Here is a 12,740-nt window from a genome sequence, read left to right on the forward strand (position 1 = left end):
TTCTTCTTCGACGGTGCCGGTTTCGATGGGGTCCGCCGTCATCGAGATCGGGATCAGCAGCGGCTGGACCGCGAGCGAGCGTTCGGCGAGCGCGTTCTTGAACTGCTCGTAGAGGATGCGTTCGTGCGCGGCGTGCATGTCGACGATCACGAGGCCGCGTGCGTTCTGCGCGAGCACGTAGATGCCGTGCACCTGGCCGAGCGCGAAGCCGAGCGGATGATCGTCGCGAGCGTCGAACGCAGCGTCTGTCGCGCTTGCGGGGGCGTCGAACAGCGCACCGCCTTCCGCGGCTTGCGGGACGGTCGCGCCGTCGGCCGCCCCGGCGCCGACGTCTTTACGGCCGAACAGTGCGTCATAGAGCGCAAGCGGCTGCGCGACCGGCAGCGAACCTTGCTGCATGCGCGACTGGCGCAGCCAGGTGTTGCCGCTGGCGGAACCGCCCGTGCCACCCGAGCCACCAGAGTTACCCGAGCCGAAACCGGATGCGCGCGCGCTAGAGCCACCCGCGCCGAAGCTGCTTCCCGAGCCACCGAAACTGCTCGCCACACTGGCCGTGCCAAACCGTCCCGAAGCTGCGCCGCCCGGCGCTCCCGCAGGACTGGACGCCCCCGAAGACAAGCCAACCGATCCGCCGAGCAAACCCGCGCCCGGCGCGGGACGCGGCTCGATCATCGCCGAGTGGCCGCCCGAGGTGGTTTCAGGCGATGCGCCGGCGTGCCGCGCAAGCGCACGCTGCACGGCATGGAACACGAACTGGTGAATCGAGCGCGAGTCGCGAAAACGCACCTCGATCTTCGACGGATGCACGTTCACATCGACGGCCTCGGGCGGCAGGTCGAGAAACAGCACATAGGACGGGTAACGGTCGCCGTGCAGCACGTCCTCGTACGCGGCACGCACCGCGTGCGTGAGCAGCTTGTCGCGCACGAAGCGGCCATTGACGAAGAAGTACTGCTGATCGGCGCGATTGCGGCTTGCCGTGGGCAGGCCCGCGCAGCCATAGACGGCCAGCGGCCCCGCGCGCTCGTCGAGCGGCAGGTGGGCGGTTGCGAACACCTCGCCGAGAATCTTCGACACGCGCGTGGACGGATCGCTGGCGTTCCAGTGCTCGACCGCGCGGCCATTGTGCAGCACCGAAATCGCCACGTCGGGGCGCGCCAGCGCGCTGCGGCGGATCATCTCCAGGCAGTGGCCGAGTTCGGTCTGTTCGCTCTTGAGGAATTTGCGGCGCGCGGGGGTGTTGAAGTAAAGCTCGCGCACTTCGATCGTGGTGCCCTGGCCGCCCGCTGCGGGCGAGAGTGCGCCGGTGTGCGCGTCGATCTTGACCGCGTGCGCGGCGCTGGCGGGGCGGCTCGTGATCGACATCTCGGCGACCGAGGCGATCGAGGCCAGCGCTTCGCCGCGAAATCCGAGCGTCGCCACGCTTTCGAGTTCGGCCAGCGAGCGGATCTTGCTGGTCGCATGGCGCATCAGCGCGAGCGGCAGTTCGGCTTCGGGAATGCCGCAGCCGTCATCGGCGATCGAGATCCGCTTCACGCCGCCTTCGTCGAGCAGGATGCGCAGGGTGCTCGCGCCCGCGTCGAGCGCGTTTTCGAGCAGTTCCTTCACCACCGAGGCGGGCCGCTCGACCACTTCGCCTGCGGCGATCTGGCTGATGAGCTGATCGGGCAGTGCCTGGATCGCGCGCGCGGGCCGTGCGGCGCGTGCTTCCTGCGGCGCGGCAACAGGCTCGCGATCGTTGGCGGAGTCGGTGGCGGGAGCGGGAGTGGTGGTCGCAGGCGAGGCTGCGTCGGGCGCGGCGGCGCCGTTGGGATCGAGATTCGCAGACATGCGCGCAATTATAACGAGTCGGGCGGGCGGCCTTGCGGCCCTGGTTTTCTCCGCGCTTTGGTGGCCCGTTGCACGCATTTTTGCGCTTTTTCATGGGAATTTTTCGTGACGACGGGCACTTTCGGTATCATGGCGCGGTCAATTTTGCTTCTCGCGCAACACCGGTTTCGCACGCCTTTCTCCGCACGGATCAGCACGGAAGCGGGCGTCGGAGCCATGACCAATAAGGGACACTTTTGGATACGCTGCTGCAGTTCGTCAACCTTGTCTTGCACATCGACAAGTTTCTCGGGGTCTTCATTCAACAGTACGGCGCCTGGGTCTATGCGGTGCTGTTCCTGATCGTGTTCTGCGAGACCGGCCTGGTCGTGCTGCCGTTCCTGCCGGGCGACTCGCTGCTCTTTATCGGCGGCGCATTCGCGGCTACGCACGAGATGAATCTGGGCGCGCTGCTCACGCTGCTGATCGTCGCGGCGGTCACGGGCAACACGCTCAACTATCTGATCGGCCGCGCCATCGGGCCGAAGGTGTTCAACACGCGCATTCCAGGCCTTGAGCGCTTCCTCGACCGCGCCGCGCTCCAAAAGACCCACGATTTCTACGAGCGCCACGGCGGCAAGACCATCGTGCTCGCGCGTTTCATTCCGGTCGTGCGCACGTTCGCCCCGTTTGTTGCGGGTGTCTCGCAGATGAGCATGCAGCGCTTCCAGCTCTTCAATATCGCGGGCGCGCTGTTCTGGGTGCTGTTGCTGGTGCTGCTCGGTTTCTTCTTCGGCAATATTCCGTTCATCCGCCAATACCTGAACATCATCGTGCTGGTGGGGATTGGCGCGGCGATCGTGCCGGTGGTGCTCGGCGGTCTCTGGAAGATGATGCGCAAGAACAGCGACGGCAATGCCGTGCGCGGGCCTAATGGGAACTGACGGAAACTGAAGGGAACTGAAGCAAACTGATGGCAATTGAATAGCCGTCGCGGCGCTTCATGAAAAAACGGCATCGCCCGCCAGGACGATGCCGTTTTTCTTTGCGCGCTGTGCGTGACTAGGTGCCCACGCGCCGGATCTGCGACGGCGTTTCCGGCGTCGGATAGCCCGCTTCCCGGAAGGTTTCGACGATCGCGCGGTTGGTGTCGAAATACACCTGCCAGTAGGTGTCGTTGGCCGTATAGGGGCGCACGGCTAGCAGCGGTCCTTCGGGCGTGAACGAGAGAATCTCGACGTCCGGCGCGGGGTCCGAGGCAACGTTTGGAATCTTCACCAGCGCCGCGCGCAGGCGGTTGGCCGCATCGACGGGATCGACGCCGTTGGCGATCTTGGCGGTCAGCTCGACGCGGCGCACGGGCGTGGCGCTGTAGTTCGAGATCGTGTCCGAAAAGATCTTGTTGTTGCCGATGATATTCACGACGTTGTCGGGCGAGATGATGGTCGTGCCGAAGATGCCCAACTCCTTGACCGTGCCTGTCACGCCGCCCGCCGTCACGAAGTCGCCCACCTTGAACGGGCGCAGCACCTGCATGAACACGCCCGCCGCGAAGTGCGCCAGCAGCCCGCCCCACGCCGTGCCGATGGCCAGACCCAGACCCGCGAGCAGCGCCGCGAACGAGGTCGTCTGCACGCCGAATACCTGCAAGATCGCCAGCACCAGGATCAGGTTCAGCACCGCGGCGAGGATCGAACTCAGGTAATGCGCGAGCGTGGGATCGACGCGTTCGTTGCGCTGGAGAACCTTGCGCAGGAAGCCGGCGACGAGATTGATCGCCCAGCGGCCGATGATCCACAGGACGATGGCCGCCACGACCTTGGTCCCGAAGTCGATGCCCCGGGTCATGATGAATACGCGGATGGTTTCGAGATCCAAGATGCCCTCGCTTGATCGGTGATTGAGCCGGAAAGACGCGTTGAACCGCAGGAGACTGCATGTTGAAGCGACTGAAACGACGACTGTGCAACCGTGGAGCGAGGCATGGAGGTTCTGACGGGCGTCGAGCGCGGCCCGTATCCGCATCGCGTTTGTGCATTTATAGGCGAAGCGGCGATCGCGTGCATCCTGCGTGCCCAGGTGCTTCGGGGTTGACCCCAGGCAACGCGCGCATCGCACGGTGGCCTTTGACCTACAGTTGATGCGCATCGGATACGCATTCGGCGCTATCGTTGCGGGTTACCCTGTGCAGCGGTTTTCAGCGCACCGAGCGATCAGTACACCTACAAGGAGGCTTCATGAACCTGTCGAATTCCGATCTTCACCTCATTACCGTCGATCTCGAAGCGCTGCGCCCGACGCAGCTCACGGTCGGCTACCGTGAGGTGGAGCTCAAGCGCACCCACTGGAAAACGCTCGACAAGAAAGGCCGCGCCGCGGCGATCGACAATCACTGGTTTCCGGCCGTCCTGGGCCCGAAGGGGCGCTACTACGTGGTCGATCATCACCACCTGGGCCTCGCGTGGCTGCACGAAGGCGTGCCGAGCGTGCGCGTGACCGTCATCAAGGATCTGTCGTGGCTGGAGCCGACGATCTTCTGGCGCATGATGGAGCACAACCAGTGGGTGCATCCGTTCGATGCGGCGGGCGAGCGCTGCGACTACGGCGCGCTGCCCAAACAGCTTTCCGGCCTCGCCGACGATCCGTATCGCAGCCTCGCTGGCGAGTTGCGCGTGGCGGGCGGCTATGCGAAGGACACGACGCCCTTCAGCGAATTCCTCTGGGCCGACTATCTGCGCCAGAAGGTCAGCGCCGCATCGGTGTCGAAGGACTTCGACAAGGCGCTGGCCGATGCGCTCAGTCACGCTCACGACGCCGATGCGCGCTATCTGCCTGGCTGGTCGGGTGTGGTGCCGCAGGCGGCGCTTGCCAATGGATCGGGCGGGGCGGTGGCGCAAGCCGCCGCGGCCTCGGACGCCGCAGTCAAGGGAAAGGCCAAGGCCAAAAAGAAGTAGAAGCAGAAGCCCGCGCGCTCACATCGGCAGCGTGGACTTGCTGTACGGCGACGTTTCGATCTCGAGCGCGCCGTCCTTGCGATTCTCGCCTGCGTCGCGCTGGGCAGCCGCACGCGCCGCACGTCGGGCGAGCACCAGCGCGACGACCACCGCGAGCACATAGGCGAGCGCCCGCGCGAAAAACGCGCTGACCGGGTGATAGCGCTGCCACGGCCCGGAGGCTTCGGCGAACACGAGGAAGGTGAGCGCGGCGTCGAACACGAAGGCCAGGGCCATCATGCCGATGAAGATGCGCTCGCTGTGGATGGTCAGGTCCGGCCGCATCGCGCGGATAAACCAGCACACCAGATGCACGGCGGCAAGCAGGGCGAGATTCGAGAGCAGGCAGCAGACGAAGTTGTACATGAGACGGCTCGTTATCGGGCTATGACCCAGGCTATGACCCGGGCTGTAACCCAGGCGGTGACCCGGTCGGGAAGCCGGGCGCGGCGCGATCATGGCACGTCAGCACATCTCGAAAAATCACCGCTAAGCGCGTTCACACGCTCGCCAATGCGTCTCGAAACGCCAGCGCGCCGTGCGGCGCGGCTGCCGCGGCTTTGTCAACTTTTGTCAGGCCTCGCGCGGGGTGGTAAGCGCGCAACGCAGAGCAGGCTCAGCGCGCATCGGGCAGCGGCATGTCGGGCGGCGTGCCGTTCCTGAGGAAGTCGCCGAGCCACTGACAGGCGGGGCCCGTGACGGCGTCGGTGCGGTGGATCAGCGAGACGTTGTAGTTCACCGATCCACGGTCGGCGAGCACGATGCGCGCGAGGCGGCCGGTTTCGAGATCGGCTTCGACGAGATGGCGCGGCATCGACCCCCAGCCGAGCCCCGCAAGCAGCAGCCGGTGCTTGGCGCCCAGATCGCCCAGCTTCCACGCCCGGTTGCTATACACACCGAAACTCTGCCCGAAGGTCAGGCGGCTGCGGTCGGTCAGCACGAGCTGGGTGTGCTCGCGCGCGTCCGAAATGCGCACCGGCTGCGGCATCTGCGCAAGCGGATGACAGGGCGCCGCTACCAGCACGAGTTCGACGGTGCCGATCGACTGCGCCTCGATCACATGCGGCCAGTTCTGGTTCGGCCCGCTGATGCCGATGGCGCAGTCGCCGTCCAGCACCAGCTTAAGCACGCCGCCCAGCGCCTCCATGGTGAGATTGAGCGCCACGGTGGGAAACGCCAGCGCGAACGCCTGCAAGGCCTCCACGAGCCGCTGCGAGGGAAACATGACGTCGACCGCTACCGACACCTCGCCTTCCAGCCCGCGCTGCAGGCCCGCCGCCTTGGCGTTAAGCTGGCCCATCAGCAGATCGAGCCGGCGTGCATCGGCGAGAATCGCGCGGCCCGCTGCGGTGAGTTCCGGCTTGCGCTTGCCGCGCTCGAACAGCGACACGCCCAGCAGCGCCTCCAGATTGGCGATCGTGTAGCTCACCACCGACTGCGCGCGGTCGAGCTGACGCGCCGCCGCCGAGAAACTGCCGGTTTCGGCCACAGCGATCAGTGCACGCAGTTGTTCGAGGCTCGGCGAGCGGTCCATGATCGATCTATCGAAAAAATGGATGATAACGATCCATTTTAGACGATTGTTTGTATAGCTAACGTCGGGTTAAAGTGCGCGTTCCCTATCGAGGATGTCCATGCCGATGAATCGTTCCGTCAAGCCCGCCGGCCGCTATAGCGGCGTCGCCATGCTGCTGCACTGGCTGATTGCCGCGCTGATCGTGTGGGGTTTCGCGCTCGGCTGGGTCATGACCGATATCCCCGGTTTCACGCCCACCAAGCTGCGCTACTTCTCGTGGCACAAGTGGATCGGCGTGACCGTGCTCGCGCTTGTGCTGGTGCGTATTCTCTGGCGCGCGACGCACGCTGCGCCTAAGCTGCCGCGCTCGATGCATGGCTGGGAGAAGGGCGCTTCACATCTGGGACACTTCGCGCTCTATCTGCTGATGGTGGCGATTCCCGTGAGCGGTTATCTCTACAGTTCCGCGGCGGGCATCCAGGTGGTGTATCTCGGCATCTGGCCGCTGCCCACGCTGATTGGCCCTGACACCGCGCTCAAGGGCGTGCTGCGCACCGTGCATGTGACGCTCGACTATGCGCTGCTTGCCGTGGTGGTGCTGCATGTGCTCGCCGTCATCAAGCATCAAGTGCTGGACCGTCAGAATATCCTTGCGCGCATGCTGCCGTTCGGCACGCCGCGCGATTGATTTTGCTTTCGAACTCTCTTCACCGCTCAACGCGAACCGAACGAACATGATCCAACGTCTCGCCTCTAAAGTCTCCGTCGTCGCGCTCGGCGCGGCGCTTGCCGCCGGCGCGGCCTTCACGGCTTCCTTCGCGCTGAACGCGGATGCCGCCGACAATGCGAAGAGCACGGTTTCGGCCGTCTTCAAGCAGATGAACGTGCCGGTCGAAGGCAAGTTCAACAAGTTCAGCGCCGATGTGCATTTCGATCCGGCCAACGCTGCCGCATCGAGCGCCAAACTCGACGTCGATGTCGCGAGCTTCGACCTCGGCTCGCCGGACTACAACAAGGAAGTCGCCGGCGACGAATGGTTCGACGCCGGTAAATTCCCGCATGCGACCTTCGTGTCCACGCAGATCAAGCCGGGCGCGAATGGCGCCTACAGCGTGGCAGGCAAGCTCACGATCAAGGGCAAGACGACCGATGTGGTCGTGCCCGTGCAGTACCACAAGGACGGCGCGAACCAGGTGTTCGACGGCGCGTTGCCCATCAAGCGCCTCGCTTACAACATCGGCACGGGCGAGTGGAAAGACACCTCGGTCGTCGCCGACGACGTGCAGATCAAGTTTCACATCGTGGCCGCCGCGCACTGACGCGCGCTGGCTACTCGTTTTATTCGTTCATTCCTTCGCTTTTTCCGCAACAGGACCCACGCTTTCATGAAGACCACGATTTTCGCCGCCGCCGCCCTGGCCGCCGCCATCGCTACGCCTGCTTTCGCTGCCGCCACGACCTACAACCTCGACCCGACGCACACGTACCCGAGCTTCGAGACCGACCACTTCGGCGGCGTCTCGGTCTGGCGCGGCAAGTTCACGAAGAGCTCGGGCACCGTCGTGCTCGACACCGCGGCGAAGACCGGTACGGTCGACGTGACCATCGACGCATCGTCGATCGACACGGGTAACAAGGCGCTCGACAAGCACGTCAGCTCGGCGGAAATGCTCGACGCGGCCAAGTACCCGACGGCGGAGTACAAGGGCACGTCGATCAAGTTCGACGGCGACAAGCCTGTTGAAGTGATCGGCACGTTCACGCTGCACGGCGTGACGAAGCCGCTGAACCTGAAGATCGATTCGTTCAAGTGCTTCCAGAACCCGATGCTCAAGCGCGAAGTGTGCGGCGCCGACGCGACCGCCCAGTTCGACCGCTCGGACTTCGGCGTGAACTACGGCCAGGCTTACGGCTTCAAGATGCTCACGACGCTGCAGATCCAGGTCGAAGGCGTGAAGGCGGACTAAGCGTCGCTTTCTTCGTTGCAAAAAGCCCGTGCGTGAAAGCGCACGGGCTTTTTGTTTTTCAGGCGAGATGCACAGTACAACCAGGTAATGCGCGGTCGCTTCGAAAGCGCGTGATTGCGCTTGCGTGAACCAGCCCGATCAGTGAATCGGCGAGCTTTCGTGCATCGTGCGCGGCGCAAGCGCCACGTCGACCACATGCGTGCGCCAGATGCCGCATGTCGCCTTCACCGGAACCCACGCGTACTTGCCACGCACTTTCGCGAAGGCGCGCAGGTGGATGAGCGTGTCGATGGGCGAAGCCTGCGGCACCGCACTCGTTGACGCCGAAACCGTCGCGATCGCGCTGGCGGGCACGGGGCTTTCGACGTTTGCAGTGAGCGCGCGCCGGTCCGGCACGAGCAGCGAATCGTAGCGTTGTGCCTTGTGCACCCATTCGTCGAGTGCGGCGACGCAGTTCACTACGGCGTCGGGCACGCGGATGCGGCGCAGATACTCGTAATCGTCGGGCGGGGGTTGAACTTGCGCCTGGACGCGCAGACTGACCCAGAGCAGCGCGACGAGAGCGCAGGCGAGAGTCGGGAACTTCATGGTGACGTGGCCTGTGCAGCGGGAGAGGAACAACGGGGGAGGGCGTGAGTATACACGCTGGGCCTGCATGTTGACGCTTCATGCGCCGCCGCACCTGGCGTGCGCGAAGCTGACGGCGCGGGCCGAAGCCGCATGAAATCGACGATAATGCCCGCCAGAAAAAAGAACCGCGAAGTCCTGCGCAACCCTGGGTCACGGAAGCGTCGATGCAATTCAGAAAAGATGTCAACGGTCTGCGCGCGATCGCCGTGGCCGCCGTCGTGCTGTATCACTATGGTGTCGCGCCCGCGCATGGCGGCTACGTGGGCGTCGATATCTTCTTCGTCATCTCCGGCTTTCTGCTGACCTCCATTACGCACCGCGAGATTCTGCGCGGCTCCTATTCCGTGCGCGAATTCCTGATGCGGCGCGTGCGGCGCATCTTCCCGGCGCTTGTCGTCGTGACGCTCGCGACTGTGACGTGGGCGGCCTACGCGTACTTGCCCGACGATTTCACGCGTCTCGTGCGCGATGCGGCCTCCGTGCTCGTGATGCGCTCGAACTACGTGTTTCACGGTGCGACGGGCTACTTCGCGCCGGATGCCCGGCAGAATCTCTTCCTGCATACATGGTCGCTGTCGCTCGAATCGCAGTTCTATCTGGCCTTCGCGTTCCTATGCCTGCTGTTCTGGCCGACGCGCGGTGCGCTGCGGCAGCGACTCGGCACAGCGCTGTTCGCGGCGATTGCGCTGGCATCGCTGCTCTGGTGCATCGTCCACACGAGCGCCGATGCCAACTCGACGTTTTATCTGCTGTGGAGCCGCGCGTGGGAGTTCATGGCGGGATCGGTGGTGGCCGTGTATGCGAGTGCGCGTGCGCCGCGAGCGGCCATCGGCGAGCCGCTAAGCCTGCTTGGCGTCGCGTTGATCGGCTGGGGCATCGTCGCGTTCAGCGCGGACGATCCCTATCCGGGCTGGCGCGCGCTCTTCCCGGTGCTGGGCACCGCACTGGTTATCTACGCGCAGGGCGGGCTCGTCGCGCGTGTACTGGGCACGCGGGCGTTTCAGTTCCTCGGCACGATTTCGTATTCGGTTTATCTCTGGCACTGGCCGATCCTGCTCGCGTTTCGCGAGCGCACCGGCCACGATCCAGCCGGCGTGCAGACGGTGGCGATGATCGTCGCGGCGATGCTGGCGGGATGGCTCTCGTACCGATACGTGGAAGTGCCGACGCGCAGGCGCGCGAGCAATCGGCGACTGCTCGTAAGCTCACTCGCCTGCGTGGCGACGGCGTTCGCGTTCTCGGGGGCGATGGCGGCGACGCAAGGCTGGCCGCAGCGCCTGCCATCGTGGCAGCGCAACGTCACGTTCGCGACGCTCGACACGCATCCCGATGCCGACCGGTGCATGCGCGAAGTCGATGGTTCGAAGCGAACCACGCAGCCCGGCGACTTCTGCACGATCGGCGCGGCGAGCGCGCTCCATGCCGACGCGCCGACGTTGATCCTCTGGGGCGACTCGTTCGCCAACCGCCTGCAGCCCGCCGTCGACGACATCGCCACGAAGCTGGGCGTGAGCGGCGTCGTGGCGACGCAGGGCGGTTGCCCGCCGTTCAGGGGCAAGGTATTCAAGGGATCGGGCGCGGAAGTCTTTTCGGGCTGCGAACGATATGCCAATTTCGTCTACGACTATTTCATGCGCACGCCGACGCTGCGCTATGTCGTGATCGCCGGCGACTGGCAGCGCTACGATCCGGGCTACGAAGGCGGGGTGATTCGCCAGATCGCGGCGACGCTCGCGCAGCGCGGCGGCAAACTCGTGCTGGTGACCTCGGTGCCCAGTCCTGGCGGGGATCTGCCGCATCAGTGGGCGCGCGCGCAGTTTCAGGCGGGTCACGCGATTGGTGAAATGACCGTGCCGCGCGATGGGCAGGCGAGGCTCTTCGGCATGGGGCAGGAGATCGCCTCGATGGCCGCCGATGGCGGTAGCGTGATCGTGGTTGATCCGTTCGAGTCGCTGTGTGCGGGGCAGGTCTGCTACACGGTGAAGGGCGATCGCGCCTTGTTCAGCGACACCGATCACCTGAGCGAAGCGGGCGTGAGCTATCTCGCACCGGGCATCGAGGCGGCGATGACGCGGGCGATCGCGCGCTGACGGGCGCGGTTATGAAAACACCGCCGCAGAAAAGCAAAAAGCCCGGTCGCGATGACCGGGCTTTTCACAGTATCTTTGGTAGGCCGTACGGGATTCGAACCTGTGACCAACGGATTAAAAGTCCGCTGCTCTACCAGCTGAGCTAACGACCCAAAAGAGAAGCGGGATTATAGCGAGATACCCGATGGGTGTCAACTAACCCGTGTGCGAAAAATAGAAAAAGCCCGGAAACACGTCAAACCAGCCGACGTTTTCCGGGCCCTTCGAACTTCATTGCAGGCGACAGACAAGCGGTAACAAGCCTGGCGCCAGCAGCGTCTTACTTCAGCTGCGAGAGCTTGCTTTGCGCGGCCTGCGCCACATCCGAGCTGCCGTACTGCGCAACGATCTGCTCGAGCGTGCGCTTGGCCGCAGCCTTTTGCCCCTGCTCGATCTGATTGTTGGCAATCGCCATCAGCGCCTCAGGCGCACGCGGATGCTGCGGATACTTGCTGACCACGTTTTGCCAGGTCGCCGTCGATCCCTTGTAGTCCTTCAGCGCGTAGAGCGCATTGCCGAGCCAGTACTGCGCAGTCGGCTGATACGGGCTCTGCGGGAACTTCGAGATGAAGCTGCGGAACGACGCGGCGGCCTGCTTGAAGTCGCCGTTGCGAAACTGCGTGGAGGCGGAGTTGAACGCATCCATCTCACCCGGCTGAACCGTGCCCTGCACGCCGTCCACGGTTTCCTGCTGCGGCTCGAACTTCTTGAGACGCGTATCGAGGTCCGTGTAGTAGTCCTTCTGCTGCTTCGCGAGCGTCGTCAGCTCATTGCCGAGGTCCTCGTTCTGTCCACGCAGCGTCGCGACCTGCTGGTTGAGCTGGTCGATACGGTTGGACTGATCGAGGATCGTGCGCTGGGCAGCCGACAACTGGCTGTTCAGATTGTCCGTCTTGGCGCGCAGGTCGAGAATCGCCTGGCGCGCCTGATCGTCATCGAAGAGACCCGCGTGGGCCGGTAGCGCCGAAAAGGCGACCCCGGCCACGCAGGCGGCTGCGGCAAAGCGCAGCGGGGAGAAACGGTGCGACATACGCCCCTTCATCCAATGCTCAAATTACTGTTGGTACACGAGGTCGGCACGGCGGTTTTGCGCCCACGATGCATCGTCGTGGCCGGTCGCCAGCGGCTTTTCCTTGCCGAGGCTGACGGCTTCCATCTGCGAATCCGGCACGCCCATCAACGACAGAGCCTTACGGACGGCTTCAGCACGCTTCTGGCCGAGTGCCAGGTTGTACTCGCTCGTGCCGCGCTCGTCGGTGTTGCCCTGGATCAGGACGTGACGTTCCGGATGCGTCTTCAGGTACTGTGCGTGTGCCTGGATCACGCTCTGGTAGTCGTCCTTGACTGCGTAGCTGTCGAAGTCGAAGTACACGCTACGCTTGGCGAGCGGGCTGTTCGGATCGTTCAGCGGATCGACGTTGACCTGTGCGACTGCGTTCGGGTTCGGCTGCGTGCTCATCGAGCCGGCGTTCGCGTTTTCGTCGGCCTTCGGCGCCGACTTACACGCTGCCAGCGCACCGATCATCAAGACGGCCAGGCCCAGGCGGACTTTGTTCGACATCATTGTTGCTCTCCTGAAGTGTTATTGCATAAAAGGACCCCAGGACGGCTCGCGTACGCTGCCGCCCTGAACGGACAGGATTTGCCGCGTACGACCGTCGGTCGAAACAGCAGCCAGCACGCCACGGCCGTTCAC

General features: G+C 64.4%; 12 protein-coding genes, 1 tRNA gene and 1 pseudogene. 6 read left to right on the forward strand and 8 right to left on the reverse strand.

The features are described 5' to 3' along the window. The coding region (mutL, locus tag VG320_RS23675) for a DNA mismatch repair endonuclease MutL (protein ID WP_327202498.1) at nt 1-1,830 on the reverse strand (1,830 nt) is incomplete at its 3' end. A gap of 236 nt (nt 1,831-2,066) precedes the next feature. On the opposite strand from mutL, the gene VG320_RS23680 reads away from it, so the two are divergent. Beyond that, nucleotides 2,067-2,753, forward strand: a complete 687-nt coding sequence (locus VG320_RS23680) for a DedA family protein (RefSeq protein WP_327202499.1) — start codon at nt 2,067-2,069, stop codon at nt 2,751-2,753. A 118-nt stretch (nt 2,754-2,871) separates the two neighbouring features. On the opposite strand, the gene VG320_RS23685 is transcribed toward VG320_RS23680, so the two are convergent. Continuing rightward, nucleotides 2,872-3,687: a mechanosensitive ion channel family protein gene (locus VG320_RS23685; RefSeq protein WP_327202500.1), complete on the reverse strand. Its 816-nt coding sequence runs from the start codon at nt 3,685-3,687 to the stop codon at nt 2,872-2,874. 359 nt (nt 3,688-4,046) lie between these two features. On the opposite strand from VG320_RS23685, the pseudogene VG320_RS23690 reads away from it, so the two are divergent. Further along, a pseudogene (locus tag VG320_RS23690) lies at nt 4,047-4,661 on the forward strand (ParB-like protein); the annotation flags it as partial. Nucleotides 4,662-4,781: 120 nt separating this feature from the next. Here VG320_RS23690 and VG320_RS23695 read toward each other — a convergent pair. Both VG320_RS23695 and VG320_RS23700 read right to left on the reverse strand, forming a co-directional pair. Continuing rightward, nucleotides 4,782-5,168, reverse strand: coding sequence for a hypothetical protein (locus VG320_RS23695; RefSeq protein ID WP_327202501.1), 387 nt, complete (start codon nt 5,166-5,168; stop codon nt 4,782-4,784). Between the two features lie 250 nt (nt 5,169-5,418). After that, nucleotides 5,419-6,336, reverse strand: coding sequence for a LysR family transcriptional regulator (locus VG320_RS23700; protein ID WP_327202502.1), 918 nt, complete (start codon nt 6,334-6,336; stop codon nt 5,419-5,421). 100 nt (nt 6,337-6,436) lie between these two features. On the opposite strand from VG320_RS23700, the gene VG320_RS23705 reads away from it, so the two are divergent. The 3 genes from VG320_RS23705 to VG320_RS23715 all read left to right on the forward strand — a co-directional run bounded on the left by VG320_RS23705 (nt 6,437) and on the right by VG320_RS23715 (nt 8,285). Next, nucleotides 6,437-7,006, forward strand: coding sequence for a cytochrome b (locus VG320_RS23705; RefSeq protein ID WP_414696107.1), 570 nt, complete (start codon nt 6,437-6,439; stop codon nt 7,004-7,006). Between the two features lie 46 nt (nt 7,007-7,052). Then, nucleotides 7,053-7,637: a YceI family protein gene (locus VG320_RS23710; RefSeq protein ID WP_327202504.1), complete on the forward strand. Its 585-nt coding sequence runs from the start codon at nt 7,053-7,055 to the stop codon at nt 7,635-7,637. Nucleotides 7,638-7,703: 66 nt separating this feature from the next. Further along, entirely contained in the window at nt 7,704-8,285 is a 582-nt protein-coding gene (locus tag VG320_RS23715; protein WP_322047886.1) for a YceI family protein, read from the forward strand. A gap of 138 nt (nt 8,286-8,423) precedes the next feature. Here the strand turns inward: VG320_RS23715 and VG320_RS23720 are convergent, their stop codons facing one another. Next, on the reverse strand, nt 8,424-8,873 hold the full coding sequence (locus VG320_RS23720; protein ID WP_327202505.1) for a BspC domain-containing protein: 450 nt from the start codon (nt 8,871-8,873) through the stop codon (nt 8,424-8,426). 206 nt (nt 8,874-9,079) lie between these two features. Between VG320_RS23720 and VG320_RS23725 the strand changes: the two genes are divergently transcribed. Beyond that, nucleotides 9,080-11,005, forward strand: a complete 1,926-nt coding sequence (locus tag VG320_RS23725) for an acyltransferase family protein (protein WP_327202506.1) — start codon at nt 9,080-9,082, stop codon at nt 11,003-11,005. A 76-nt stretch (nt 11,006-11,081) separates the two neighbouring features. Here the strand turns inward: VG320_RS23725 and VG320_RS23730 are convergent. The 3 genes from VG320_RS23730 to pal form a co-directional block, all read right to left on the reverse strand. After that, nucleotides 11,082-11,157: transfer RNA gene (locus VG320_RS23730), tRNA-Lys, on the reverse strand. 167 nt (nt 11,158-11,324) lie between these two features. Then, nucleotides 11,325-12,074 (reverse strand): tol-pal system protein YbgF, encoded by a 750-nt coding sequence (gene ybgF / locus VG320_RS23735; RefSeq protein ID WP_327202507.1) that lies wholly within the window; start codon nt 12,072-12,074, stop codon nt 11,325-11,327. Between the two features lie 24 nt (nt 12,075-12,098). Further along, nucleotides 12,099-12,608, reverse strand: a complete 510-nt coding sequence (pal, locus tag VG320_RS23740; protein WP_327202508.1) for a peptidoglycan-associated lipoprotein Pal — start codon at nt 12,606-12,608, stop codon at nt 12,099-12,101. Nucleotides 12,609-12,740 lie beyond the last annotated feature (132 nt).

Source organism: Paraburkholderia sp. (genome assembly GCF_035948235.1).
Lineage (GTDB): Bacteria > Pseudomonadota > Gammaproteobacteria > Burkholderiales > Burkholderiaceae > Paraburkholderia.

Excerpts from the sequence above, each read along its gene's own strand:
- VG320_RS23695 (WP_327202501.1), bottom strand. The coding sequence starts at position 5,168 with ATGTACAACTTCGTCTGCTGCCTGCTCTCGAATCTCGCCCTGCTTGCC.
- VG320_RS23700 (WP_327202502.1), bottom strand. The coding sequence starts at position 6,336 with ATGGACCGCTCGCCGAGCCTCGAACAACTGCGTGCACTGATCGCTGTG.
- VG320_RS23705 (WP_414696107.1), top strand. The coding sequence starts at position 6,437 with ATGCCGATGAATCGTTCCGTCAAGCCCGCCGGCCGCTATAGCGGCGTC.
- VG320_RS23710 (WP_327202504.1), top strand. The coding sequence starts at position 7,053 with ATGATCCAACGTCTCGCCTCTAAAGTCTCCGTCGTCGCGCTCGGCGCG.
- VG320_RS23715 (WP_322047886.1), top strand. The coding sequence starts at position 7,704 with ATGAAGACCACGATTTTCGCCGCCGCCGCCCTGGCCGCCGCCATCGCT.
- VG320_RS23720 (WP_327202505.1), bottom strand. The coding sequence starts at position 8,873 with ATGAAGTTCCCGACTCTCGCCTGCGCTCTCGTCGCGCTGCTCTGGGTC.
- VG320_RS23725 (WP_327202506.1), top strand. The coding sequence starts at position 9,080 with ATGCAATTCAGAAAAGATGTCAACGGTCTGCGCGCGATCGCCGTGGCC.
- ybgF (WP_327202507.1), bottom strand. The coding sequence starts at position 12,074 with ATGTCGCACCGTTTCTCCCCGCTGCGCTTTGCCGCAGCCGCCTGCGTG.
- pal (WP_327202508.1), bottom strand. The coding sequence starts at position 12,608 with ATGATGTCGAACAAAGTCCGCCTGGGCCTGGCCGTCTTGATGATCGGT.